Consider the following 23728-nt stretch of genomic DNA (forward strand, 5'->3'; position numbering starts at 1 on the left):
GTCCGGTGCGGACGGCGCTGGCAGTACAGGGCCACTACGGCGACGGGGTGCCGCGGCGGATGGGCGATTGCCCGGACCATGCCGCGCGGTAAATTTTGTAGCGGTTTTTTCTGTTCGCTCGCTGGCGCGGTCCGTGGCTTGGGGCCTGTCTAGAGAGTTGAGCGGGCTATGGTTGGGGTCACGGCGGCATCGCGCTTGTGGGCGCTGGCGAGGTAGGTGTTCACGATGATCCGCTCGGCCTCGCGATCGATGGGCAGGCCTTCCAGGAAGTCGTCGATGGTGTCGTAGCTCACTCCGAATGCGTCTTCGTCGGGCCGTTGCGGGGCCAGTGTTTCCAGATCAGCCGTGGGCACTTTCATCACCAGATCGCGGGGAGCGCCCAATGCAAAACCCACCGCGCGCACGCGGCGCTTGTTCAGGCCCGCCAGCGGCAGCACATCGGCTGCTCCATCGCCATGCTTGGTGAAGAACCCCATCAGTGCCTCGGCTGCATGATCGGTGCCGATGACCAGCCCTGCGGTGGCGCCGGCCACCGCGTATTGCGCCACCATGCGGGCGCGGGCCTTGATGTTGCCGACCAGAAAGTCTTCCGCCGGGGCATCGCCCAGGTCCACGCCGGCGGCGATCAGCGCTTGCTGCATGGCATCGACCGATGCGCGGATGTCCACGGTGCGCACCTCGTCGGGTGCGATGAAGTCGAGGCACCTGACTGCCTCGGCCTCGTCCCGCTGCTGGCCATACGGCAGCCGCATGGCGATGAAACGGACGCTTTCTCCGGAGGCCCGCAGGCGGGCCACGGCCCGTTGCGCCAGGCAGCCGGCAACCAGCGAATCCACGCCGCCGCTGATCCCGAGCACGTAGGTCTGTCGCCCGGTGCGCGCCAGGTACTGGGCGAGAAAGTCGACACGGCGCTCCAGTTCGACCTCGACATCGAACTCGCGCACCACCGACAGGGATTCCAGAATCTGTGGCTGACTGGGCCTGACGCTCATTGGGGTCGCTCCTCAAAGGTGGATGGCACCGGCGCGGACTTCGCCGGGCCGCAATGGACCATTGGGCGGCCAAGTGGCCGAAGCGGTTGTCGGATGGTGCCGGCATGTCGCTGCCGCCTTGCACGGCAGGAGGCGTGTCAGTGGGTGTGTCAGGGGCGCAAGGCCTGTCAGCCGGCCCAGCCATTCCAAATGCCACCGAAGCACCGTGGATCAAAACGGCTTCCAGCGCAATAAGTACTAGGGCATGTCGCTATGAAAAACATAGCGCCTGGTGGTGGGCTCAGCGCGGTGCCTTGTCCCGCTGGCGGGCCTCGATCAGCGCGATGAGTTGCTGGACCTCCACGGGCTTGACCATGTGTGCGTCGAACCCCGCTTCGGCGGCAGCGTTCCGGTCGGCTTCCTGGCCCCAGCCGGTCAACGCGATCAGCTGCACGTCCGCGCCGCCCGGCAGGGCGCGCATCTGGCGCGCCACTTCGTGCCCGCTCATGCCCGGCATGCCGATGTCCAGCACCGCCACGTCAGGCATGCCCTCGCGGGCGGCCGCGACCGCCGCGGGGCCGTCGGAACAGGTGCGTACCTCGCAACCGGAAATTTGCAGCAGGGTGGCGATGCTCCAGGCCGCATCGGCGTTGTCGTCGGCCACCAGCACCTTGGGCGCCAGGGCGGAGAGATTGCGCAATGGGGCCGGCAACCCGGGCTCCGGCAACGGCGCAAGGGGCTCCGCCTGCGCCAGCGGCAGGCGCACGGTGAAGGTGCTGCCTTGGCCCTGGCCCGGGCTGGAGCCTTCCACCAGGCCGCCGTGCAATTCCACGATGCTGCGCACGAGCGCCAGCCCGATGCCCAGGCCCCGCGCGCCGGGCAGGTCGGATGTTTCCTGCACGAACATGCCGAACAGGCTATGGATGTTGTCCGCTGCCATGCCGATGCCGTTGTCCGTCACGGCGATCACGGCGGTGCGCTGGTCCACCTGGGCCCGTACCCCGATGTGGCCACCTGGAGGGGTATATTTGGCGGCGTTGGCCAGCAGGTTGGACAGCACCTGGCTGAGGCGCACCGGGTCCGCATCGAGCACCACCGGCATGTGCGGAAGCACCACCTCCAGCCGGTGCGCGCCGGCTTCGATGGCGGGCCTGGTGGTTTCGATGGCCATGTCCACGACCTCGGACAGCAGGATGCGGCGGCGGTGCAGGGCCAGGCGCCCCAGCCGCAGGCGCGAGACGTCCAGCAGGTCGTCCAGCAGCGTCTTCATGGCGGCGGATTGCCGGTCCAGGATGCTGGACGACTGGGCCCGCTCCTCGTCGTTCAACTGCCCCGACTGCAGCGCCTCTGCGGCATTGCGGATGGAGGCGAGGGGGTTGCGCAGTTCGTGCGACAGCACGGCCAGGAACCGGTCCTTGGCGGCGTCGGCGGCTTCCAAGGCCGAGTGCGCGGCTTCTTTCTGCCGCAGGGCCTCGACCAGTTCGGCCCGGCTGGTCTCCAGGTCTTCCTGGGCCTGGCGGGCACGGCTCTGGTCGCGCAGGATCTTGACGAAGCCGACCACGGCGCCATCGTCGAGCATCGGCATCAACACCCCGCTGGCCCAGAAGGTGGTGCCATCTTTGCGGCGGTGCAGGCGGTCGTCCATGGCGCGGCCATCGGTCAGCGCCTGGCGCACCTCGATCTGCGGTGCGCCCAGGGCGCGGTCTTCGTCGGTGAAGATGATGTCGGCGGGCTGCCCCAGCACCTCGGCCTCGGGGTAGCCGAGCAGGCGCTCGGCGCCCACGTTCCAGCGGGTCACGCGCATCTGCGGGTCGGTGGAGAAGATGGCGAACTCGACGGCGTTCTCCACGATGAGCCGCAACTGCTCCTCGCTGCGGCTGAGGGCTTCCTCCGCCCGTTTGCGTTCCGTCACGTCGGTGCACATCACCAAGGCAGCGTCCGCACGGCCTTGCACATTCGACAGGCGGCTCACGTTGTTGAAGGTCCAGATCACTGAGCCGTCCTTGCGCAGGCAGCGCTTTTCGACCTGGAACGCCTCGCCGTGGCGGGCGAGCTTCTCGAACAGCCGTGCGCTCTCGGCTCGGTCGTCGGGGTGGACGAGGTCGAGTAGCGACATGCCCACGATGTCGGCCTCGGAATAGCCCAGCAGTTCGCGGTAGCTGCGGTTGGTGAATTCGATGCGCCCGTCCAGCGACACCTCCATCACCCCGGCCGTCGCCTGGCTGACGATGAGACTGAATCGGTCCTGCGAGACGCGCAAGGCCTCCTGGCTGTGCTTGCGTTCGGTGATGTCCACGAAGGTGAGCACCACCCCGGCAATGCGGTCGTCCAGCGTGCGGTAGGGCAGGGCCCTGACCAGGAACCACTGGCCGCTGCCCTTGCCGACCTCTCGCTCCATCGGCACCAGCCGCTCCAGGACGCGGCGGGCATCGGAGGTCATCTCCGGGTAGTCCAGGTGGGTTGCCAGATCGGACAGCGGGCGGCCGATGTCAGTGGGAATCAGTTTGAACAGCGTGATCGCCGAGGGGGTGAAACGGGTGATGCACAGCTCGCGGTCCAGGAACACCGTCGCGATCGCGGTGGCGTCCATCAGGTTGTGCATGTCGCTGTTGGAGTGGCCGAGTTCATCGACCTTGCTCTTGAGCTCGTGGTTGACGGTGGTGAGCTCTTCGTTGATCGACTGCAGTTCTTCTCGGCTGGTTTCGAGTTCCTCGGTGGCCGAGCGCAGCTCTTCGTTCATGGCCTGCAGCTCTTCGTTGCTGGCCTTGAGTTCTTCGGTGGACACCTCGTACTGCTCGACCGTGTCGCGCAGGTGCAGTTTCATGCGCTCCAGTTCTTGCTCCAGGTGCTGCGCCAGGGGCTCGGAGACCGACATGGGCCGCACCGGCATGGGCAGCAGCGGCTGCAGCGCCGACGCGGGCTGGATGATCACCAGATGAAAACCCGGCGCCTCGTGGAACGGGACGATGCGGACCACCAGCACCATTTCGCCGCCAGCATGGGTGACAGCCACGGGCGGGGTCTCCACGGCCATCTTGCGCTGCGCCGCCTGGTAGAGCGCCGCGCGCACTTCGATGCGCAGGTCCTCGTGGATGGCGCGCAGCAGGTTGCGGCTGGGCTCGCCGCCCTGAAAGCGCAGGAACTCGCCGGCGTTGGGCGACAGGTGCACGATGTCGTGGCCGGCATCGATCAGCACGGAGGGCGGCGCGATCTTCTCCAGCAGCCGGAAATGCAGCTCACCCCAGCTGTGGCTGCGGCCATCGAGGGGCGGCAGATCGCGCGAGGCCGGGGGCGTCGAGGTGAAGGCCGGGCCGGCCAGCACCGGGCCGGACCGCGCGGCGTGCTGCGCCTCCATGGCGAGCGAGACGGTGCCGGGCGCGGAGTGCCCTGGCATGCCCGAGCGCGAGGCGGGGCGGTGGCTGTAGATGCGGTGCTTCTTGTCGAGCACGACAAACAGGGGGCTGTTGTCTTCGACGGATTCCGATGAGCCCAGAAACATCAGCCCGCGGGGCTTGAGCGAGAAATGGAAGGTGTCGAACACGCGGTGCTGGGCGTTGCGGTTCAGGTAGATCAGCAGGTTGCGACAGGTGACGAGGTCGAGCCGCGAGAACGGCGAATCCTTGAGCACGTCATGCACCGCAAACAGCACCATTTCGCGGATTTCGCGGCGAAGCCGGTAGCCGCGGTGCTCCTTCACGAAATACCGGCGCAGCCGTTCTTCCGACACGTCGGCCTCGATGGTCGTGGGGTAGAGCCCCTCGCGGGCGATGCCGATGGCCTCGTCGTCCAGATCGCTGGCGAAGACCTGGATCACCGGCGCCGCATCCACCTTGCGTGCGTATTCACTGAGCAAGATGGCGATGGAGTAGGCCTCCTCGCCCGTGGCGCAGGCGGCCACCCACACACGGAGCGAGTCCCCCGGCCCCTTGCCGGCAAACAGCCCCCCGATGTGCGCCTCCAGCGCACTGAAGCACTCGCCATCGCGAAAGAAGTTGGTCACGCTGATGAGCAGGTCCTGCAGCAGCGCCCCAGCCTCACCGGGCCGCGTGCGCAGGCAATCCAGATAGCCCGGCAGATCGGCGATGCCGTTGACCTGCATGCGCCGGCCGATGCGCCGCAGGATGGTGGCCCGCTTGTAGTAGGCGAAGTCCCGGCCGGTCCGCGTTCGCAGGAAGATCAGCACGTCGCGCAGGGCCGCTTCTGTGGCCATGCCATGGGGAATCGGGTTTTCCATGGGCGGGGGTCCCTTCTCCGAAGGCAGCTTCAGGCGGCGCTCCAGCCGGTAGTACTCCAGCAGCCGGCCGGGCATGGCCGCCGCGGGCAGCGTCCAGTCCACCATGCCGGTGGCCAGCGCCGAGCGGGGCATGCTGCTGTGCTCCGCCTCGTCCGGGTCCTGGGCGATGGTGAGTCCGCCCCGCTCCTTGATGCGCTTGATGCCAATGGCACCGTCGCCATCCATGCCGGACAGCACGATGGCCGTGGCATGCGGACCGTGGGTGTCGGCCAGCATGCGAAAGAACAGGTCCACGGTCACATGGCCATGGCGCGGGCTCGGCAGATCGGCCAGCTGCAGAAAGCCGTCATAGGTGCGCAGCACCTTGCCAGGCGGGATGACGTAGACGGTGTTGACCTGGACCTTGCAGGTCTCGCGCACCTGCATCACTTGCAGGGAGGTGCTGCGCTGCAGGATTTCGGCCAGCTCGCTGTCGTGGTCGGGCGACAGGTGCAGGATGACGACAAAAGCCAGTCCGGGGTCTTCGGGCATGGACTGCAGAAAGGTCTGCAGGGCCGGGATGCTGCCCGCCGAACCACCCAGACCGATCAGCGGCAACATGTGATAGGCCCGCGCCGGCGCCACGCTGTCCAGCGCCTCTCCCACATGCTCTTCGGCTTCGTCGGGGGTGGTCAGCGAGTCATCCATGTTGGCGTCTTTCTAGTGAATGCCGATTATCGATCGTGGGCTTTCGCGTTCGACGGCGTGGTCTGGTGGGCCACGGCGGAAAGCATGCGCGGGGTTCGTTCGATGCCGTATAGGGGTTGGGCTTGCCGGGGGAGCGGCCACTGCGCGCGGAGACGCGCGCGGACTGCTGGGGCGGGCGATGGCGTGCGCGCCCAGTGTGCCCGGCGCATGGCGGGTTCTGGATTCAGGATGTATGACCGGACAACGGGTTGTACCGGCGTTCAGGCCGCAGGCTTGGAGCCCGGACGATGTTGCCGCCCTTGAGAAGGCCAGGCCTGGTGACGGCCACCGCCAGCCGGTCAGGCGCCGTCGCCGTATTCCTTCAGCCGGTTGTACAGCGTCTTCATGCTGATGCCCAGCATGGCGGCGGTCTGCTCGCGCCGCTGCCCGCAGTGAGCGAAGGTGGCGAGGATCAGCGCCCGCTCCACTTCCGCCAGCGAGCTGCCCAGCGGCAGCCGCAGTTCGGTGGAGGCGGCAGCGCCGTCGGCCATCGGTGCCATCTCGCGTTGCTGCGGCGCAAGCGGTGGCAGTGGGAGCGGTGGCTGCGAAGGCACGAGGTCGCGCGGCAACCAGCGCTCGGTCACCGGCCCTTCTTGCGTCATCACGAAGGCGCGCTGCAGCACGTTGCGCAACTCGCGCACGTTGCCGGGCCACCGGTATTCCGCCAGGCGCTCCAGGGCGGCGGCGGTCAGCGTCTTTCGGCCCCCCTCACGTGCTGCGATGTCGTCCAGGAAATGCTGTGCCAGCAGGGGCAGGTCTTCCAGCCGGTCCCGCAGGGGCGGCAGGTGCAGCGGGAACACGTTGAGGCGGTAGAGCAGGTCTTCCCGCAACGCGCCATCCACCACGGCCTGGGCCAGGTTGCGGTTGCTGGCAGCCACGATGCGCACATCGGTGTGCCGCGCCTCGGTGGAGCCTACGCGCAGGAAGGTGCCGGTCTCCAGCACGCGCAAGAGCTTGACCTGCAGCTCCAGCGGCATCTCGGTGATCTCGTCCAGGAAAAGGGTGCCGCCATTGGCGCGCTCGAAAAACCCCAGGTGCTGTCGGTCCGCCCCCGTGAAGCTGCCCCGCTCGTGGCCAAAGATTTCGCTCTCGATCAGCTGGGGCGAGATCGCGCCGCAGTTCACCGCCAGAAAAGGACCGTCGCGTCGCCGGCTGAGGTCATGGAGGGTGCGGGCAACCAGCTCCTTCCCAGAGCCGCTTTCCCCTGTCACGAACACCGAGACCGAGGTGCCGGCCACGCATGCGATCTGCTCGTACACCTCGCGCATGATGGGCGACCGGCCCAGCAGGTGGCCGAAGCGGCCGGTCGATTCCCACTGCAGGCGCATGTCCTGAATCTCGGCCAGCAGGGTGGAGGGCGAGCGAGCGCGGGAGAGCACGGCATTGAGCCGTTGCGTATCCACCGGCTTGATAAGGTAATCCGCCGCGCCCAGGCGAAGGGCCTGGATCGATGTGTCCAGGCTGGCGTGGCCAGTGATCAGCACCACTTCCGAATACGAGAGCAGCTCGGCCTCCTCGCACAGAGACAGCCCATTGCCGTCGGGCAACTGCAGGTCGAGCAGCACGATGTCGGGGCGCTGCAGGGCAATCTGACGGCGCGCATCCCGGAGCGAAGACGCCGTGGCTGCCGTGAATCCGCCAGTGTGCAACAAGCTCGCGAGCATGCGCGCGGAGTCGGCATCGTCTTCCACTACCAGGGCATGGGCCATGCAAATCTCCCCGAGTAAGAATTTGAAAAAGAGGAATTATTTGCAGCGATCGCTGCCATGGGTGTAAACGAACGTACAGCGGTCAACCGCTTCCGCGTTCCAGCGCGTCCGTCAGCACCTGGGGCCACTGGCCCCAGGCGGCCCATGCGTCAAAGCCTGCGCGCCGGGCGCCGGCTGCATCCAACGCCTCTTCCTGCGCACAAGGCATGGCGGCTGCCACGGCCACCATGCGGCCGGCATACCCGGTCTCCCGCGCGGCGGCTGCGAACTCGCGCGCCTCTTTGGCAGGCTGAGCATTTGCAAGAACCAGATCGGGCACGTGCTGCAGCAACAGGTCCAGCGCCGGCTGGGTCGCCCCGCCGTCCAGCACGGTATATCCCTGGCGCTCCAGAGTTTGCACTGCTGTCTGGCGATCTTGCGCGCCGTGCAGTGCGACAAGCACCTTCAGGCGCCGCAGTCGGGCTGGCGGCGGTGGCGTTTCTGCGAGGCAGGGCAGCGCGAGATACTGCAGCGGTCCATCGGACGGCGATGGAGTGCGTCCCCCATGCAGTGCAATGACATGGTCGGCAAGAAGGTCTGCCAAGGTGGCAGGTGCGCCGGCCCGCACATGCAGAGCCAGCAGGCATGCGGCTCCCGAGGGCCGCTCCATGTGGTCGTTGGGCAGGCCGCGAACTTCCACGCGCACCTCGTCCCCTTGCCTGAACACGTTCAAGTCCATGCGCATGCCCGGCGCCGCCGCTTTGCACGCCCGGCAAAGCATCTGATCCATCGCCCGGCGCATCAGGCGAGGATCTGCCATGACCCGCAGGTCCGCAGCGATCTGCTGGGTGCAGGCATAGCCCCTGTTGGAGTTAACCAATGCCTCCCAGGCCTGCCGCACCAGACCCGAGAAGTCCAGCGGCACACGCCGCAGTTCCATGCGCCCCTCGCGCGCCGCCAGCACGTCCTGCAGGTCTTCCAGCAGCGAAGACAGATGCCGTGTCTGCCGAGCGGCCACCGCGCACGCTTCGCTCTGGATGGGCATTGGATGGGGGGCGAGCGCAATCACCTCCAGCGCTGCGGACAGTGCGCCCAGCGGGGTGCGCAATTCATGTCCCACACCAGCCATGGAAAGCCACGGCGGCGCTGCAACGGGGGGCTCTGCGGTGGGGTGAGGCGCTGCTGTCGGGATGGGTGTGGAGGTGTCGTTCATGATGGGCGAAGGCGTTCGGCTCGCGATGGTGTTGCGGGGTGCCAGTGCCGCAGCATGCCGTGTGCCAGTCAGCGCCGGTAAAAACCGGACCAAGCAACGGACCCGTGGGCGAAACCGGCAGGAATTGCGGCAATCTCTACCGGTTGAGCAACATGCTTGCATTGAAGGATAGCGCCAAGTGCTCGTTTTCTAGGCTGGGTGAGCTCTTTCCAAGCCATGCGTGGTGTGGCATATGCCTTGCTTTGTTGCATGGGATGCTCCCCAACCCATGGACCTTCGATGAGCCAGCTTAGTCTGAGCACTTCCGCAGCACTCACCCAGAATGCTTCGCCCCGCTTGCAGCATGCCGTACGCCTGCTGCAGATGTCCTCACAGGATTTCGCTCGCGCCGTGCGGGAGGCGGTGGAGAGCAATCCGCTGCTGGAAGTCGAGGATGGCGATGCACAGCGGGATATGCAGACGGTGCCGCACGCGCCGCCGAGCGACTGGAGTCCGTCATCTGGCAGCGGCCGGATCCCGTCTGCCGACAGCGATGGGGAGAGGGCCTGGGAGCGTTCAGCAGCGCCCATTTCATTGCGAGCCCATTTGCATGGGCAACTGGACCTGCTTCGTCTGCCGGAGCGGGATCTGCTGTTGGCAAAGGCGGTCATCGAATCACTGGACGACGATGGCTACCTGCGCGGCGGGCTTGAAGAGATCGAGCAGGCGGTGCACACCATGGCCCTGTCTCCGGAGCCGGATGGGCAGGAAATCCGCATGGCGTGGCGCCGGGTCCAGGGGCTGGATCCAGCAGGCGTTGCCGCCGTGGACCTGCAGCATTGCCTGCTATTGCAATTGCACACGATGGAGTGCGTGACGACCCGGGATCTGGTGCGTCGTGCCATTGAAGGCCACCTGAAAGCCGTGGCGTTGCGCGACCCCACACGGCTGTCCGAGGCGCTGGGGGTGTCGCGCGAGGCTGCAGCAGCGGTTTGCGCGAAGATTCGCGCGCTCAACCCCAGTCCTTGCCGCGCCTTCCTGCAAGACGATGTGCCGCTTGCGGTGCCTGACATCGTGGCGGTGAGGGGCGGGAGAGGTTGGCAAATGGTTCTCAACGATGCTGTGATGCCTCGCCTTCGGGTGCATTCCGCCTATGCGCGGATGTTTCAGCAGCGCAAGCGCCATGGCGAGAGTGCGGCGTTGAGCGCTTGCCTGCAGGAAGCGCGTTGGTTGGTGGGCAATGTGGCACAGCGCTTTGCCACCATCCTGGCGGTGGCGCGAGCCATCGGGCGGCACCAGCAGGCGTTTTTCGAGCATGGCCCGTTGGCGCTCAAACCACTGAAGCTGCAGCAGATCGCGCAGGAAGTGGGGGTGCACGAATCCACCGTGTCCCGTGTCACCAACAACAAGTTCTTGGCGACCCCGTTCGGCTTGCATGAACTCAAGTATTTTTTCTCGCGCGGCTTGTCTACGCGCAATGGCACCACCTGCGCTCCTGCGGCCGTCAAGGAGCTGGTGTCGGAGTTGATTGCGGCCGAGTCGCCCTTACATGCTTTGTCCGATGCGGCGATTGCCGGCCTGCTGGCGCAGCAGGGGTTTTCGGTCGCCCGGCGCACGGTCACCAAGTACCGGCAGGCGCTTCGCATTTCGGCGGCGCCGGAACGTCACAGGAACGTTTGAACCAACGGTTTGCACCTCAGGGTGAAGACCAATTCACCAAAGATCAATCATGGCTTTCGCCTGGGCTTCCATTGACGGATTGACCTTGTTTTCCCGCACGTTGGCGGTGGATGGTCATTGGTGTGGGCTGGTCGATGTGCTGCAGGGCATGCAGCCCCGGATCACGACTGTGGCCTGCGCGCAAATGCGGTTCAGTGCAGCGCAAGCGGATTGCGATGCGATTGACCTGGTGCAGACGCTTTATGCGGGTATCGCTCGCCGCAGGCATGCGAGGCAAGAGGCTGCGCGTTGTGTCAAGCGAGCAATCCAGGCAGACGTGGACCGGTAGCTGCGCAAGGGGGCCTGCAGGTGCCGGGCATGTCGATTGCCTCTGCCGTGCCAAGCCTGGTTTGACTGCCAGGCCTGGGCCGCTCCCCTCCACGGGAGCACATTGAAGGAGTATCGAAATGGCCAACCAAGGCAATCCATCCAGTAGCAATCGTGGCTTCGCCGCCATGGATGCGGCAAAGCAACGTGAAATTTCAAGCAAGGGTGGGCAGGCGGCGCATCAAAAGGGCACGGCGCATCAGTTCACCTCCGAAGAAGCCCGCGCCGCTGGCGCCAAGAGCCATAGTCGCCGCAACTCGAATTCTGGCGGTGCCAAAGCCGGTGCGTCAGCTGATGCGGAGGCCACTCTGTCGGACAGCGCTTCCAGCACGAAACCCAACGGAGCGACTCGCGCGCCGCAGGGCGCAGGTCGCGATTCAGGCCCCCAAAGCCGTTGAATCCAGCGCTGTGGTGCAGACGATTTGTTCGGGGGCTACCGCTGAAAACAGATGGGTGGCACATCGATTGCCGTTGGAAGCGCTGCACGTGTCGAACCCGCATTCCTGCGCAAGCCCAGGCACTCGTTCCGTAGGCTGTCCAGGAGGGTGGGACGCGCCATAAATCCTATTCCATGAGGCAATCCATGAACACCAACTACCCCACGCGCGCCCCGCGCCACCGCGGGCTCTTTCAGCAATTTTCTCCGCTCCATCTCGCGCCTGAGTGGGAGCAGTACAGCGTCATCAAAGCGCGGGGAGTGCGCACCATTGCCCTCGGCGGGCATGCCCCCTATGCCACTTCTGGCTGGGTGGTCGAGCAGGCGGTGGGTTGCATCGAGCTCATCGGCGCCAAGGTGGCAGGTCTGGGGCAGATGCTGCTGATCGGGTTCACCCTCGGCGAACCTGCGGCTCCTGCGGGCTTTGAAGTCACGACAACCGACGCCATCGGCACATTGATCTTGCCGGCCCACTGCTTTGCCGCCTGCGTGGCGATTGCGACCGGTCAGAACGCGCACTTTCGCATCGGCGGAGACGGACAGTTGAATGCGATCGGCAGCGACCCTTCGTTGCTGCAGATGCCATCACCCCTGTAAGTCTTTGCGGTCCACCGCTGTCTCAGGGCAATGGTCGCTCCAGCGGTCAGGCCGCCCAGCTTTCGTTGATGAAGAGCCGGGTGGCCAGCAACCCTGTCGAAGTCCAATGCGTCGCGGGAGACAGCGCGGCGCTGAGGAACTGTCGGCGCTGCTCTCCTTCCAGTGACTGGAGTTGTTCATTGAATTGATTCAGTTCGGGGTCCAGTACAGGCTCTGCGCTGGCCGCGAAAGGGCCCGCCGAGCGGTGGCGTGCCAGGGCTCTGAACGAGGGCAGTCTGCGCGTCTGGTTGGCCGAGGCGGGCTGGGCATAGTCCTGTCCGTCGCGGCTGTCCTCGCCACGAATCCAGTCGTGGATCACCTGCAACTCATATCCCGTGAACACGCCGAACATTTCCGCGCGTTCTCCTTGAAGCAGGTTCCAGAATCGGCTTTGCGCTACCGGCGCGCCGAGTCGGATCCACCCGCCGTCCACCAGCGCGTCGAGCAATGCATCGATGTTGCCCTGGGGCCCCAGCCAATCGTTGACGGTGCGCCCGCCAATGCGGCAATAGTCGGAGTGCATGCCTGCACCGGCCGGTGCCTTTCTTTCGAAGATTTTTACCACTTCGGCCCTGGCGTCAAAAGATGCGATGACCTCCTGCGTGCCACGCCCGGCGTCTGCGAGCTTGCTCCCGGCGCGAACGCGCTGCCAAAACTGCTCGCGGTCTGCCTGGACTTCCATCATCTGAAGCACTGCTTCGCAAGCTTGCCATGCATGGCCGCTGTCGCCGTTATCGACCGTGACGTGAAGCGTGAAGTAGTAGGGGTCGATCCCAAGCTCGTTGAGCTCGTACGCCGTGATCAGCAGGTGCAGCGGCAACTGTTCATAGCCCAGGTTGAAGCCGATGACCTCCGGCAGCAAATGCTCGGCATTCCATCCCAGGGCCAATTGCACCGCGCCCTGCAGATAGTTGGCATCGTCCAGTTGCAGGTCTTGCTGAAGGCCGTGCCGGCGCATCAATTGGCGATAGAGCGTGACGTGGTTCTTGTGCGGCACGCCGTCTCCGAGTTCTTCGAGGTAGGTCTGGAGCAGAGGTCGCAGCCGTTCAGTCGATGAATGCTGCGCCAGACCGTAGAGCCAGGACCCGTCCACCAGCTTGGTTGGCGCCACCGATGCCAGAAAGTTGAGTGCATGGGCGCGGTTGTGAAAATACTGGCGCTCGCCGCCTGCGCGCCGCCCATCCAGGTAGGCTTGATAGCGCTGCGCCACAGACTGGGCGTTTGCGCGGGCCCACGCATGCAGGTCCTCGGGCGCTTCGCACAATGCGCTGGGGACGTCTTTGCTATCGTCCATCAGCCGCTGCAGCCACTGGGCGGCGTGCTGGCGGGTTTGCAGCGTGGGGGACGGCGTGAGCAGCGCTTCGTAGAGACGACGATAGGGGCCGGCGGCATTCGGGCGCTGCGCATCGTCAGCGCGAGGTGCTTGGCTGCCATGGTGGTCGACGGAGGGAAGAATTTTTTGTGCAAGCATCGTTGGCGATGGGCTGGAGGAGTGGACCCATGCTGCGATGCTGGAAAGAAGGCAGAAACCACCAGATGGCGCGAACCCCGGTCGGCAAGGTCCTACGCCGCCGATGGCTTCCCCCGCAGCCAGCCCCACGAGCGCAGTTGCTGCAATTCGCCCCCGTGCAGCCGCGCGCCAATGTCGCTACGGTACCGCAGGTTGGGCACGATCACTTGGCGAACGCAATCCAGGGCGGCCAGGTTGGCGGCATGCACTGTTGCGCCCACGCCCGTGGCAACGCCCAGGTAGCCGCATGAGCCACTCGCCACCAGCTGTCCCTGATGCAGAGCCACCTCTGAAAAATGCAGGCTGTCTCGCTGTGCCTGCGTGATGGAGGGATCCAGGAACACCGGCAAACCCTTGGACAGTTCCGCATACCCATGCCGGTAGGGAAACGGCGGGACTGTAAGAACCACGCCGCAGGCAAACCCCTTTTTCGTACCGAAGTCCAACGTGTCGCGGCGCAGCATTCGGCGAAAGATGGCCTCCCACGGATCATCGTGAAGCGCTTCGCAAATCGCGAAACCCGGGTAGCCGAACCGGCAAGTGAATTCGAGGGGCCACAGCCCGTTTTCGTTGGCGATGAGGTTCACGTTGATGTAGCCACAGTAACCGCCATCCCGCAGCATGGACAGCAGGGGACGCAGGACGGTGTCGTACAGGCGCGCACTTTCGTGGTAGCTGACGATGGTGCCCATCTCTCCGGTGAGTTCGCCCAGGTCGCCCGGGAAAAACCGCTTGTGCTCGAAATCGACACACACGGGCGACAGAAAGTCATGGCCGTTGAAATACCCGCCGACCCCGATCTCGATCCCATCGATGAACTCCATCAAGATGAAGTCCGGTGCCTCGGCCTGGTCCACTCGGGTTTTGCCCGCGTGCATGGCCAGCAGGGCGCGCACGTCGGCGCCGTTGCTGGACTGGCCGACGTAGTTGCGCGTGCGCTCGCCGGAGGCCCCGTTGAACTTGAGTACATAACGTGCGGGATGGTCATCGAGGAACACCATCGCTTCGCCATAATCGGTGAAACGGTGGCAGCCCGCTACCTGCAGTCCCGCGGCCTGCAAGGCACTCTGCCCGAAGGCGCGGTCCGCCTCCAGTCGATCGCCGAGGGCGCTGCCGCCGATGACCTGAAAGCCTTCCGCACGCAATGCATCCTGCAATTCGCCCTGGGTCGCGGATTCGAAGAGGATCACGCCTTCGTTTCCAGCCGCCTTGATCCATCCCAGTTCGCTTTCCCATCCTTCGACGCGCTGCAGGATGCCCTGGAAGACGTCGTGGCACGCAGGGTCTTCAATCACGACCCGCACCTCATGGCCTCGGTGCTGGAGGCCGCCATACATGGCCGCCAGGTCGTTGGTCTGCCCAATGCCCAGAAATCTCATGCAGCCCGCCTTTGCACCACCACGCCGACGGCCGCGATCCGATCCGCCTTGGCATAGGCCCGCCCTTCCAGTTCCTCTCCGAAGACATCGGGGTCCAGTTCTTCATAGTGCACCGCACAGTCGTGGGCCGCGGCGTAGGCGACAACGGAGTCGCGCAAAGCATCGCGTCCTTCGACGATGGTCGAGCCGGTGTAGAGCAGCAGGCGGCCGGTGGGCGTCAAGCGATCGAGGCTCTCTTTCAAAATGCGATCGGAAAGGGCTTCTCCAAACTGTCCACCTCCGTGCCGGTACGTGCGGTTGGCATCGTCCACCAAGTAGGGCGGGTTGGAGACGATGAGATCGAACCTGCCGGTGACCTCGGAGAAGAGGTCACTTTGAACGCACTGCGCGTAGGGGTAGCCGGCGACTGCTGCATTGGCTTTCGCGTGCAAGAGCGCGCTGGGATTGATGTCCACCAGGACGATCTCGCATCCGTTGGGCTGCGCCTGCCACGCCCTCGCCGCGACGAGTCCTCCCGGCCCGGCGCCGCACCCGACATCGGCAATGCGTGGTGATTCCGGCTGCGGCTGCATTCGCAACTGATGGCGGATGAAACTCGCAAACCGGTAGGTGTCCGGCCCGAAGAAAACGGCATCCTCTTGCGCCGTCGGAAAGGCGGAGTGGGCAAAGAGGAATCCATCGAGCGAACTGAACCGAACGTTGCTTTGCAACAGCCCGTTTGGGGCGGACTGCAGCCAGCCATCGTCCAGCAGAGCGGTTGATAGATCTGGGGGAAGCTGGTCTTTTGGAAAAGGTCGGTTCCATCCAAATGCGTCACGCAGGTCCGAAGCCTCAGGGACGTGCGGCCTTGCAAGCACTCTCTGGTGCGTGAGCGGCGTTACCGTGACGAACCGGTAGCCCATGACCGTGAGCCATTGCCCGAGCCGCTGAAGACTGTGTTGGGCAGAATGCGTGGTGGATGCTTTCATCGGATTTGGCAAGCGGCATTGCAAGGAGAGGGGGCGAGCGGCGAGGGGGGCGGGCGCCGCAGGATGCCAACCGCTGCGATCTTTCAGGGGGCCTCGGCCGTCGTGGTGTAGGACAAAAGAGCCTGCTCGCTGACGATCGTTGCATCGCCGGATCCGGTTTGCGTGGGCTGAATGGGCCGCGGAAGTCGGGATGCTCTTTCAGTGAGGCTACAATTGGAGGCTTTCCCGCAAAAACGTCGCCCGGCAGCAACCAAAGCAATCCCCCAACAAGCAGCAGTCTTCAGGAATGTCTTCCTGCGGACTCCGGGCGACCCGTAACCATTCGGAGAACCCAGTGCTTTTGTCTCTACAGGGATCCTTCCCGCCCGCCATCCTGGCGCTCGCAGACGGCACGGTCTTTATCGGCAATTCGATTGGTGCCACCGGCACCACGGTCGGCGAAGTGGTGTTCAACACCGCCATCACCGGCTACCAAGAAATCCTCACCGACCCGAGCTACTGCCAGCAGATCGTCACCCTGACGTATCCGCACATCGGCAACTACGGTGTCAATACCGAGGACATCGAAGCCGACAAGGTCCATGCCGCAGGCTTGATCATCAAAGACCTGCCGTTGCTGGCCAGCAATTTCCGCAGCACCGAGACCCTCTCGCAGTACCTTGTGCGCGAAAACACCGTTGCCATCGCCAACATCGACACCCGCAAGCTCACGCGCATCTTGCGCACCCACGGAGCGCAGAACGGCGCCATCGTCGGGCTTGCGGCCGGCGAAGCGGTGACCCAGGCGCGCATCGACGAGGCCCTGGCCGCCGCCAAGGCGGCACCCAGCATGAAGGGCCTGGATCTGGCCCAGGTGGTGAGCACCTCCGCGGCCTATCCGTGGGACCAGACCGAGTGGAAGCTCGGTTCGGGTTACGGCACCCTTGCCGCTCCGCGTTTTCACGTGGTGGCCTACGACTACGGCGTGAAGAAGAACATTCTGCGCATGCTGGCCGAGCGCGGCTGCCGCCTCACGGTGGTTCCGGCCAAGACCCCGGCAGCCGAGGTGCTGGCCATGAAGCCCGATGGCGTGTTCCTGTCCAACGGCCCTGGCGATCCGGCGCCGTGCGACTACGCCATCGAAGCCACGCGCCAGATCATCGATGCCGGCGTGCCCACCTTCGGCATCTGCCTGGGCCACCAGATCATGGCCCTGGCCAGCGGCGCGAAGACCTTCAAGATGGACAACAGCCACCATGGCGCGAACCATCCCGTGAAGGACCTGGACAACGGCCGTGTCAGCATCACCAGCCAGAACCATGGGTTTGCCGTGGAGATGGAGTCGCTGCCGGCGACCCTGCGCCCCACGCACATCAGCCTGTTCGACGGCACGCTGCAGGGCCTGGAGCGCACGGACAAGCCCGCGTTCTGTTTCCAGGGCCACCCCGAGGCCTCGCCCGGCCCGCACGACATCGCCTACCTGTTTGACCGCTTCACTGCGCTGATGGAGAAGAAATAATGCCGAAGCGCACAGACCTCAAATCGATCCTCATCATCGGCGCCGGCCCCATCATCATCGGCCAAGCCTGCGAATTCGACTATTCCGGCGTGCAGGCCTGCAAGGCCCTGCGCGAGGAAGGCTACAAAGTCATCCTGATCAACAGCAATCCTGCGACGATCATGACCGACCCGGCCACCGCCGATGTGACCTACATCGAGCCCATCACGTGGCAGACCGTCGAGAAGATCATCGCCAAGGAGCGCCCCGACGCGATCCTGCCGACGATGGGCGGGCAGACGGCGCTCAATTGCGCCCTCGACCTGTGGCGCAATGGCGTGCTGCACAAGTACAAGGTGGAGCTGATCGGCGCCACGCCCGAGGCGATCGACAAGGCGGAAGACCGCCTCAAGTTCAAGGATGCGATGACCCGCATCGGCCTGGGCTCGGCCCGCTCCGGCATCGCCCACAGCATGGACGAGGCGTGGACGGTGCAAAAGACCGTGGGCTTTCCCACGGTGATCCGTCCCAGCTTCACGCTGGGCGGCACCGGCGGCGGCATTGCCTACAACCCTGAAGAGTTCGAGACCATCTGCAAGCGCGGGCTGGAGGCCTCGCCCACCAACGAACTGCTGATCGAAGAATCGCTGCTCGGCTGGAAAGAGTACGAGATGGAAGTGGTTCGCGACAAGGCGGACAACTGCATCATCATCTGCTCGATCGAGAACCTCGATCCGATGGGCGTGCACACGGGCGACTCGATCACGGTGGCGCCTGCGCAAACGCTGACCGACAAGGAATACCAGATCATGCGCAACGCGTCCCTCGCGGTGCTGCGCGAGATCGGCGTGGATACCGGTGGCTCCAACGTGCAGTTCTCGGTGAATCCGAAAGACGGTCGCATGATCGTCATCGAGATGAATCCACGCGTATCGCGGTCGTCGGCCCTGGCATCGAAGGCCACGGGCTTTCCGATCGCCAAGGTCGCGGCGAAGCTCGCGGTGGGCTACACGCTCGACGAACTGAAGAACGAAATCACGGGCGGCGCTACGCCCGCATCGTTCGAACCCTCGATCGACTACGTGGTCACCAAGATTCCACGTTTTGCATTCGAGAAGTTCCCCACGGCCGACAGCCGCCTGACCACGCAGATGAAGTCGGTGGGCGAGGTCATGGCCATGGGCCGCACGTTCCAGGAGTCTTTCCAGAAGGCGTTGCGTGGCCTGGAAGTCGGCGTGGACGGCATGAATGAAAAGACGCAGGACCGCGAACTGCTGGAAAAGGAACTGGGCGAGCCGGGTCCCGAGCGCATCTGGTATGTGGGCGATGCCTTCGCCATGGGCCTTTCGGTCGACGAGGTGCATGACCTCACCAAGATCGACAAATGGTTCCTGGTGCAGATCGAAGAGATCGTGAAGATCGAACTGGATCTGGACAAGCTGACCGATGAAAAGGGGGATGGCGCGCTGGCTGCCATCGACGCCGATACGCTGCGAGCGCTCAAGAAGAAGGGCTTTTCCGATCGCCGCCTGGCCAAGCTCCTGCGGACGCAGGAAAAAGCTGTGCGGGAGGCGCGCCGGGCACTCAATGTGCGTCCCGTCTACAAGCGGGTGGACACCTGCGCCGCCGAGTTCGCCACCAACACGGCTTACATGTACTCGACCTACGAGGACGAGTGTGAAGCCGCGCCCACCACCAACAAGAAGATCATGGTGCTGGGCGGTGGCCCCAACCGCATCGGCCAAGGCATCGAGTTCGACTATTGCTGCGTTCACGCCGCACTCGCCATGCGCGAGGACGGCTATGAAACCATCATGGTCAACTGCAATCCGGAAACGGTTTCGACCGACTACGACACGTCGGATCGGCTTTATTTCGAGCCGCTCACGCTGGAAGACGTGCTGGAAATCGTCGACAAGGAAAAGCCCACGGGCGTGATCGTGCAGTACGGTGGCCAGACGCCCCTGAAGCTGGCGCTCGGCCTGGAGGCCGAGGGCGTGCCGATCATCGGCACCAGCCCGGACATGATCGATGCTGCGGAAGACCGCGAGCGCTTTCAGAAACTGCTCAACGACCTGGGGCTGCGCCAGCCGCCCAACGCCACGGCACGCACCGAGCCGGAGGCCCTGGAGAAGGCTGCCGCGTTGGGCTATCCACTGGTCGTGCGCCCCAGCTATGTGCTGGGTGGCCGTGCCATGGAAATCGTCCACGAACAGCGGGATCTGGAACGCTACATGCGCGAAGCCGTCAAGGTGAGCAACGACTCGCCCGTGCTGCTGGACCGTTTCCTGAACGATGCCATCGAGTGCGATGTGGATTGCCTGCGCGACCCCGAAGGCGAGGTTTTCATCGGGGGCGTGATGGAGCACATTGAGCAAGCCGGCGTGCACAGCGGCGACTCGGCCTGCTCTTTGCCGCCTTACTACCTGAGCAAGGCCACGGTGGATGAACTCAAGCGCCAGACTGCAGCCATGGCCGAGGGCCTGAGCGTGGTGGGCTTGATGAACGTGCAGTTCGCCATTCAGGAAAAGGATGGCAAGGACGTAATCTATGTGCTCGAAGTGAATCCGCGCGCATCCCGCACGGTGCCCTTCGTCAGCAAGGCCACGGGCATCCAGTTGGCCAAGGTGGCGGCCCGCTGCATGGCGGGGCAGTCGCTGGCGAGCCAGGGCATCACCCGGGAAGTCACGCCGCCTTATTTCAGCGTGAAGGAGGCGGTGTTCCCCTTCGTCAAGTTCCCGGGTGTGGACACGATCCTCGGCCCGGAGATGAAGTCCACCGGCGAAGTGATGGGAGTGGGCAAGACGTTCGGTGAGGCTTTCGTGAAGAGCCAGCTTGGGGCCGGCACGAAACTGCCGACGTCCGGCAAGGTGTTCCTCACCGTGAAGAACAGCGACAAGCCGCGTGCGGTGGAAATCGGCCGGCAACTGGTCACCCTGGGCTTCGACCTGGTGGCGACCAAGGGAACGGCTGCCGCGATCTCGGAGGCCGGCGTGCCGGTGACCGTGGTGAACAAGGTGACCGAAGGCCGCCCGCACATCGTGGACATGATCAAGAACGACGAAATCGTCATGGTCATCAATACGGTGGAAGAGCGGCGCAATGCGATTGCCGACTCCCGCGCGATCCGCACGAGTTCGCTGCAGGCCCGGGTCACCACCTTCACGACCATCTTCGGTGCCGAAGCGGCCGTGGAAGGCATGAAGCATCTGGACCATCTGGACGTTTATTCCGTGCAGGAACTGCACGCGCAATTGACGGCCTGAACGGCACAGTCAGGTTAAGCGTCCGGCCGCCTCAAACGCGGCATAATCGCCACTGACCAGAGACCGCCGCGCGGCAACGCGCGGCGGTTTCCTTTTGGGGCGTCCGTTTGTGCATCCACGGGTGTGCAAGACGCCAGGAGGGCCGCGCGTTGCGCGGCGTCGAATTGAACGTGGAGACTGATTCAATGGCCACCATTCCCATTACCAAGCGCGGCGCTGAAAAGCTCAAGGAAGAGCTGCACCGTCTGAAGACCGTCGAACGCCCTGCGGTGATCAATGCCATCGCCGAGGCGCGTGCCCAGGGCGATCTGAGCGAAAACGCCGAGTACGAGGCCGCCAAAGACCGGCAGGGTTTCATCGAAGGCCGCATCCAGGAAGTCGAGAGCAAGTTGTCCGCTGCGCAGATCATCGACCCCACCGCGCTGGACGCGGGCGGCAAAGTGGTGTTCGGTGCCACCGTGAAGCTGGAAGACGAAGAGAGCGGCGATGCCGTCACCTACCAGATCGTGGGCGAGGACGAGGCCGACTTGAAGCTGGGCCTCATCAATGTGTCCAGCCCCATCGCTCGCGCGCTGATCGGCAAGGAAGAGGGCGACACGGCCGAGGTCCAGGCCCCCGGTGGCCTGCGCCGCTATGAAGTGGTGGGCGTGAGCTACATCTGAGCGAAAGACGCTGCCATGTATGACCGCGTGCCCGTTCTGGCCGCCGCATTGTGGTGGGGGAGTCTGTCGGCCATCGGGTTCCTGGCCGTACCGCTCCTGTTCGTGCATTTGCCTACACCGGCGCTTGCCGGCAACATGGCCGCACGCCTTTTCGAGGCACAAACCTTCGTCTCGATCGCTTGCTGCGTGTGCCTTCTCCTGTTGTCCAAACGACGGCATGCAGAGACGCAGGAGGATTGGGCCCAGGCCGCGCTGGTCTTCGTGATCGCCGGGCTTTTACTGGCGTTGCTGGTGCAGTACGGCGTATCGCCCCGCATCGTCGCTCGCCAGAATCTACGGCTGTGGCACAGCGTGGGCAGCGTGATGTACGCGTTGCAGTGGGGATGCGCTCTGGCCGTCCTGTGGCGAACGTCCCGGCGCTGATTTCTCGGCGCAGGGGGCGCTCCTTTTACTGCCCGTTTACTCTTTCCAGTGCTCGGACACCCAGGTGGCAGGCTGGATGTAGCGAAAGCGGCGATTGCGATGGCCTGCCAGGGCATCGGGCGGGTTGCACTCACCGTGAAAGATCACGATGCGCGCGTCGGCCGGAATGATTGGCGGCTTCCAATAGTTGGAAGGCCACGCAGGAATGCAGTGGTACTTGAAGCTGGGGCACCAGCCTGCGGGCCAGTAGCTCAGCTTGCCCTGCTGATGCAGGAAGTCCGAAAGGTAGGCCTGTTCGTTGCGAAACTTCCGGCGGATGGCATCGAAGTGCCCGCGAAAGTATTCGAGTACGTCGGGGTGTGAACCGATCTCGAACCGATACACCGATGAATTGCCGGTGATGCGCCAGGGCCGTTTGTAGTCATGGATGATCAGGAACTCGCCCGGCGCTTCGAAAAAAGCATCAAGACCGCCTGTGACGACGACATCCACGTCCAGGAACAGTGCGGTGCCTGACAGGCCATGCAGATCGGCGCTGAACGTGGCGAGCTTGGTCCAGCCGCGCTCCGGAATGCCGGCGGGCAGATCCAGTGCGGGAATCGGAAGGCATTGCACTTCGGCCCGGATGCCCGTCGAATCATCCGTCAGGCAGACAAAGCGAAAATCGCCAGTGAGATGACGCCGAACCATGGCGTAAAGCCGGTTCACATATTCGGGGCCGTATTTGGTGCCCCATTTCATGCAGATCACGTGGCGCGTTCGCGCCGTGCTGGAGCCCATCAATCGGCCTGGCGCTTCTTGACGGATTTCTGCTTGGGCTTCTTGGCCCGCTTGATCTGGCCGCCGGGCGTCAATCGCTGGTTGCCAAGGACGCGCAACTGCTTGATCTCGGGCCGCTGGCCGCCGCGCTTGCTGAACTTGAGCACTTTCACATCGCGAGGGCCGGGCATGCGGTCTTCGTCGACGGTGCGCTCCTTGGGAGGCTGCGGGCGCCAGAGCACCAGCAACTTGCCGATGTGTTGGATGGGCGCAGCGTTGAGTTCTGCCGCCAAGGTCTGGTAAATCTGTTCGCGCGATGTCCGGTCGTCGCTGAAGACGCGGACTTTGATCAATCCGTGGGCATTGAGGGCGGCGTTGATTTCTTTTTGGACAGCGGGGGTCAACCCATCGCCGCCGATCAGGACGACGGGGTCCAGATGGTGGGCATTGGCGCGGTGTTCCCGGCGCTCTGCGGGAGTCAATTGAATTTGGGGCATGGCCGTATTATCGAGGCAGGATGAAAACAAACACGAAAAGCAAGAAGGTGAACAAGGCATGGCTCCATGACCATGTCAACGACACCTACGTCAAGCTCGCCCAGAAAGAGGGCTATCGCGCCCGTGCCGCTTACAAACTCAAGGAAATCGACGAGCAGCTGGGGCTGATCAAGCCAGGGCACGTCGTGGTCGACCTGGGCTCCTCGCCAGGGGCCTGGAGCCAGTACCTGCGGCGTCGCATGTCGCCAGGAGGCGCGGCAGTCGGCCAACTCAACGGCACCATCATCGCCCTGGATCTGCTGCCCATGGAGCCGATCGAAGGGGTCGGTTTTCTCCAGGGCGATTTCCGGGAGGACGATGTTCTGGCGCAGTTGCAGGAAGCCGTCCAGGGGCGGGCTGTCGACGTGGTGGTTTCCGACATGGCCCCCAATCTGTCCGGAATCGAGTCCGCCGACGCGGCGCGCATTTCCCACCTGATCGAACTGGCCGTCGAATTCGCCGTGCAGCACCTCAAACCCGAAGGGGCGCTCGTGGTCAAGCTGTTCCATGGCAGCGGGTATGCGCAGCTGGTGCAGTTGTTCAAGGAAACATTCAAGGTGGTCAAGCCCATCAAGCCCAAAGCCTCGCGGGACAAATCTTCCGAGACTTTTTTGGTGGGAATCGGCTTGAAAAAGCAGGCTTGAACAGTATGAACGCGGTTCGTCAGCGGTTACAACCCATGCCAATGCAGTCTTCCCGTGGGTTGACCATGGCCTCTGCTGGGGTAAATCGCACCGCCTTCCACCTTGAAACGCCTAAAATGCGCCCTAAATGCGCTAGGACGTCTCCATGACACGTTCGTGGCGTTATCCCCTTTGC

At 64.3% G+C, this 23728-nt stretch carries 18 protein-coding genes; 9 read left to right on the forward strand and 9 right to left on the reverse strand.

All coding sequences use genetic code 11. The features are described 5' to 3' along the window. Positions 1 to 149: 149 nt before the first annotated feature. The 4 genes from nadE to R1Z03_RS05965 all read right to left on the reverse strand — a co-directional run bounded on the left by nadE (position 150) and on the right by R1Z03_RS05965 (position 8832). On the reverse strand, positions 150 to 992 hold the full coding sequence (gene nadE, locus R1Z03_RS05950) for an ammonia-dependent NAD(+) synthetase (RefSeq protein WP_317357707.1): 843 nt from the start codon (positions 990 to 992) through the stop codon (positions 150 to 152). 280 nt (positions 993 to 1272) lie between these two features. Then, positions 1273 to 5892, reverse strand: a complete 4620-nt coding sequence (locus tag R1Z03_RS05955) for a PAS domain S-box protein (protein ID WP_317357710.1) — start codon at positions 5890 to 5892, stop codon at positions 1273 to 1275. 338 nt (positions 5893 to 6230) lie between these two features. After that, positions 6231 to 7640, reverse strand: coding sequence for a sigma-54 dependent transcriptional regulator (locus R1Z03_RS05960; protein ID WP_317357713.1), 1410 nt, complete (start codon positions 7638 to 7640; stop codon positions 6231 to 6233). Between the two features lie 82 nt (positions 7641 to 7722). Continuing rightward, a complete protein-coding gene (locus tag R1Z03_RS05965) occupies positions 7723 to 8832 on the reverse strand; it encodes a HAMP domain-containing sensor histidine kinase (protein ID WP_317357715.1) in 1110 nt (369 codons plus the stop codon). 279 nt (positions 8833 to 9111) lie between these two features. Between R1Z03_RS05965 and rpoN the strand changes: the two genes are divergently transcribed. The 4 genes from rpoN (at position 9112) to R1Z03_RS05985 (ending at position 11890) form a co-directional block, all read left to right on the forward strand. Further along, positions 9112 to 10491, forward strand: coding sequence for an RNA polymerase factor sigma-54 (gene rpoN / locus R1Z03_RS05970; RefSeq protein WP_317357717.1), 1380 nt, complete (start codon positions 9112 to 9114; stop codon positions 10489 to 10491). 49 nt (positions 10492 to 10540) lie between these two features. Next, a complete protein-coding gene (locus R1Z03_RS05975) occupies positions 10541 to 10819 on the forward strand; it encodes a hypothetical protein (protein WP_317357720.1) in 279 nt (92 codons plus the stop codon). Between the two features lie 118 nt (positions 10820 to 10937). Continuing rightward, complete coding sequence (locus R1Z03_RS05980; RefSeq protein ID WP_317357723.1) at positions 10938 to 11255, forward strand: KGG domain-containing protein; 318 nt, start codon at positions 10938 to 10940, stop codon at positions 11253 to 11255. Between the two features lie 185 nt (positions 11256 to 11440). Next, positions 11441 to 11890 (forward strand): hypothetical protein, encoded by a 450-nt coding sequence (locus R1Z03_RS05985; RefSeq protein ID WP_317357726.1) that lies wholly within the window; start codon positions 11441 to 11443, stop codon positions 11888 to 11890. A gap of 46 nt (positions 11891 to 11936) precedes the next feature. Here R1Z03_RS05985 and R1Z03_RS05990 read toward each other — a convergent pair whose 3' ends face one another. The 3 genes from R1Z03_RS05990 to R1Z03_RS06000 all read right to left on the reverse strand — a co-directional run bounded on the left by R1Z03_RS05990 (position 11937) and on the right by R1Z03_RS06000 (position 15786). Continuing rightward, positions 11937 to 13400: an iron-containing redox enzyme family protein gene (locus R1Z03_RS05990; RefSeq protein ID WP_317357728.1), complete on the reverse strand. Its 1464-nt coding sequence runs from the start codon at positions 13398 to 13400 to the stop codon at positions 11937 to 11939. A 92-nt stretch (positions 13401 to 13492) separates the two neighbouring features. Then, the gene (locus tag R1Z03_RS05995; RefSeq protein ID WP_317357730.1) at positions 13493 to 14818 is read right to left on the reverse strand and encodes a phosphoribosylamine--glycine ligase; all 1326 of its coding nucleotides are present in this window, start codon (positions 14816 to 14818) and stop codon (positions 13493 to 13495) included. Beyond that, positions 14815 to 15786, reverse strand: a complete 972-nt coding sequence (locus R1Z03_RS06000; RefSeq protein ID WP_317357732.1) for a class I SAM-dependent methyltransferase — start codon at positions 15784 to 15786, stop codon at positions 14815 to 14817. The genes R1Z03_RS05995 and R1Z03_RS06000 overlap by 4 nt, the downstream gene beginning before the upstream one ends. Before the next feature lie 334 nt (positions 15787 to 16120). Here R1Z03_RS06000 and carA point away from each other — a divergent pair, with 334 nt between their 5' ends. From carA to R1Z03_RS06020, 4 genes are all read left to right on the forward strand, one after another. Further along, positions 16121 to 17284 carry a glutamine-hydrolyzing carbamoyl-phosphate synthase small subunit gene (gene carA, locus R1Z03_RS06005; protein WP_284428556.1) on the forward strand — a complete coding sequence of 388 codons (1164 nt, stop codon included), beginning with the start codon at positions 16121 to 16123 and terminating at the stop codon, positions 17282 to 17284. Beyond that, the gene (carB, locus tag R1Z03_RS06010) at positions 17284 to 20529 is read left to right on the forward strand and encodes a carbamoyl-phosphate synthase large subunit (RefSeq protein WP_317357736.1); all 3246 of its coding nucleotides are present in this window, start codon (positions 17284 to 17286) and stop codon (positions 20527 to 20529) included. The genes carA and carB overlap by 1 nt, the downstream gene beginning before the upstream one ends. A 185-nt stretch (positions 20530 to 20714) precedes the next feature. Continuing rightward, the gene (gene greA, locus R1Z03_RS06015; RefSeq protein WP_272568938.1) at positions 20715 to 21191 is read left to right on the forward strand and encodes a transcription elongation factor GreA; all 477 of its coding nucleotides are present in this window, start codon (positions 20715 to 20717) and stop codon (positions 21189 to 21191) included. Positions 21192 to 21206: 15 nt separating this feature from the next. After that, on the forward strand, positions 21207 to 21614 hold the full coding sequence (locus R1Z03_RS06020; RefSeq protein WP_317357739.1) for a DUF4149 domain-containing protein: 408 nt from the start codon (positions 21207 to 21209) through the stop codon (positions 21612 to 21614). Between the two features lie 36 nt (positions 21615 to 21650). On the opposite strand, the gene R1Z03_RS06025 is transcribed toward R1Z03_RS06020, so the two are convergent. Together R1Z03_RS06025 and R1Z03_RS06030 are read right to left on the reverse strand one after the other, a co-directional pair. After that, positions 21651 to 22394: a glycosyltransferase gene (locus R1Z03_RS06025; protein ID WP_317357741.1), complete on the reverse strand. Its 744-nt coding sequence runs from the start codon at positions 22392 to 22394 to the stop codon at positions 21651 to 21653. After that, on the reverse strand, positions 22394 to 22870 hold the full coding sequence (locus R1Z03_RS06030) for a YhbY family RNA-binding protein (RefSeq protein ID WP_272568941.1): 477 nt from the start codon (positions 22868 to 22870) through the stop codon (positions 22394 to 22396). Before R1Z03_RS06030 ends, R1Z03_RS06025 begins: the two co-directional genes overlap by 1 nt. A 20-nt stretch (positions 22871 to 22890) precedes the next feature. On the opposite strand from R1Z03_RS06030, the gene R1Z03_RS06035 reads away from it, so the two are divergent. Continuing rightward, positions 22891 to 23553 carry an RlmE family RNA methyltransferase gene (locus R1Z03_RS06035; protein ID WP_272568942.1) on the forward strand — a complete coding sequence of 221 codons (663 nt, stop codon included), beginning with the start codon at positions 22891 to 22893 and terminating at the stop codon, positions 23551 to 23553. The last annotated feature ends 175 nt before the right edge of the window (positions 23554 to 23728 follow it).

The sequence above is a fragment of the Acidovorax sp. BLS4 genome (assembly GCF_032929295.1).
Classification (GTDB): domain Bacteria; phylum Pseudomonadota; class Gammaproteobacteria; order Burkholderiales; family Burkholderiaceae_C; genus Paracidovorax.

What these genes read in the sequence shown, in the direction of transcription:
- nadE (WP_317357707.1), bottom strand. Translation starts at nt 992, where the DNA reads ATGAGCGTCAGGCCCAGTCAGCCACAGATTCTGGAATCCCTGTCGGTG.
- R1Z03_RS05955 (WP_317357710.1), bottom strand. Translation starts at nt 5,892, where the DNA reads ATGGATGACTCGCTGACCACCCCCGACGAAGCCGAAGAGCATGTGGGA.
- R1Z03_RS05960 (WP_317357713.1), bottom strand. Translation starts at nt 7,640, where the DNA reads ATGGCCCATGCCCTGGTAGTGGAAGACGATGCCGACTCCGCGCGCATG.
- R1Z03_RS05965 (WP_317357715.1), bottom strand. Translation starts at nt 8,832, where the DNA reads ATGAACGACACCTCCACACCCATCCCGACAGCAGCGCCTCACCCCACC.
- rpoN (WP_317357717.1), top strand. Translation starts at nt 9,112, where the DNA reads ATGAGCCAGCTTAGTCTGAGCACTTCCGCAGCACTCACCCAGAATGCT.
- R1Z03_RS05975 (WP_317357720.1), top strand. Translation starts at nt 10,541, where the DNA reads ATGGCTTTCGCCTGGGCTTCCATTGACGGATTGACCTTGTTTTCCCGC.
- R1Z03_RS05980 (WP_317357723.1), top strand. Translation starts at nt 10,938, where the DNA reads ATGGCCAACCAAGGCAATCCATCCAGTAGCAATCGTGGCTTCGCCGCC.
- R1Z03_RS05985 (WP_317357726.1), top strand. Translation starts at nt 11,441, where the DNA reads ATGAACACCAACTACCCCACGCGCGCCCCGCGCCACCGCGGGCTCTTT.
- R1Z03_RS05990 (WP_317357728.1), bottom strand. Translation starts at nt 13,400, where the DNA reads ATGCTTGCACAAAAAATTCTTCCCTCCGTCGACCACCATGGCAGCCAA.
- R1Z03_RS05995 (WP_317357730.1), bottom strand. Translation starts at nt 14,818, where the DNA reads ATGAGATTTCTGGGCATTGGGCAGACCAACGACCTGGCGGCCATGTAT.
- R1Z03_RS06000 (WP_317357732.1), bottom strand. Translation starts at nt 15,786, where the DNA reads ATGAAAGCATCCACCACGCATTCTGCCCAACACAGTCTTCAGCGGCTC.
- carB (WP_317357736.1), top strand. Translation starts at nt 17,284, where the DNA reads ATGCCGAAGCGCACAGACCTCAAATCGATCCTCATCATCGGCGCCGGC.
- greA (WP_272568938.1), top strand. Translation starts at nt 20,715, where the DNA reads ATGGCCACCATTCCCATTACCAAGCGCGGCGCTGAAAAGCTCAAGGAA.
- R1Z03_RS06020 (WP_317357739.1), top strand. Translation starts at nt 21,207, where the DNA reads ATGTATGACCGCGTGCCCGTTCTGGCCGCCGCATTGTGGTGGGGGAGT.
- R1Z03_RS06025 (WP_317357741.1), bottom strand. Translation starts at nt 22,394, where the DNA reads ATGGGCTCCAGCACGGCGCGAACGCGCCACGTGATCTGCATGAAATGG.
- R1Z03_RS06030 (WP_272568941.1), bottom strand. Translation starts at nt 22,870, where the DNA reads ATGCCCCAAATTCAATTGACTCCCGCAGAGCGCCGGGAACACCGCGCC.
- R1Z03_RS06035 (WP_272568942.1), top strand. Translation starts at nt 22,891, where the DNA reads ATGAAAACAAACACGAAAAGCAAGAAGGTGAACAAGGCATGGCTCCAT.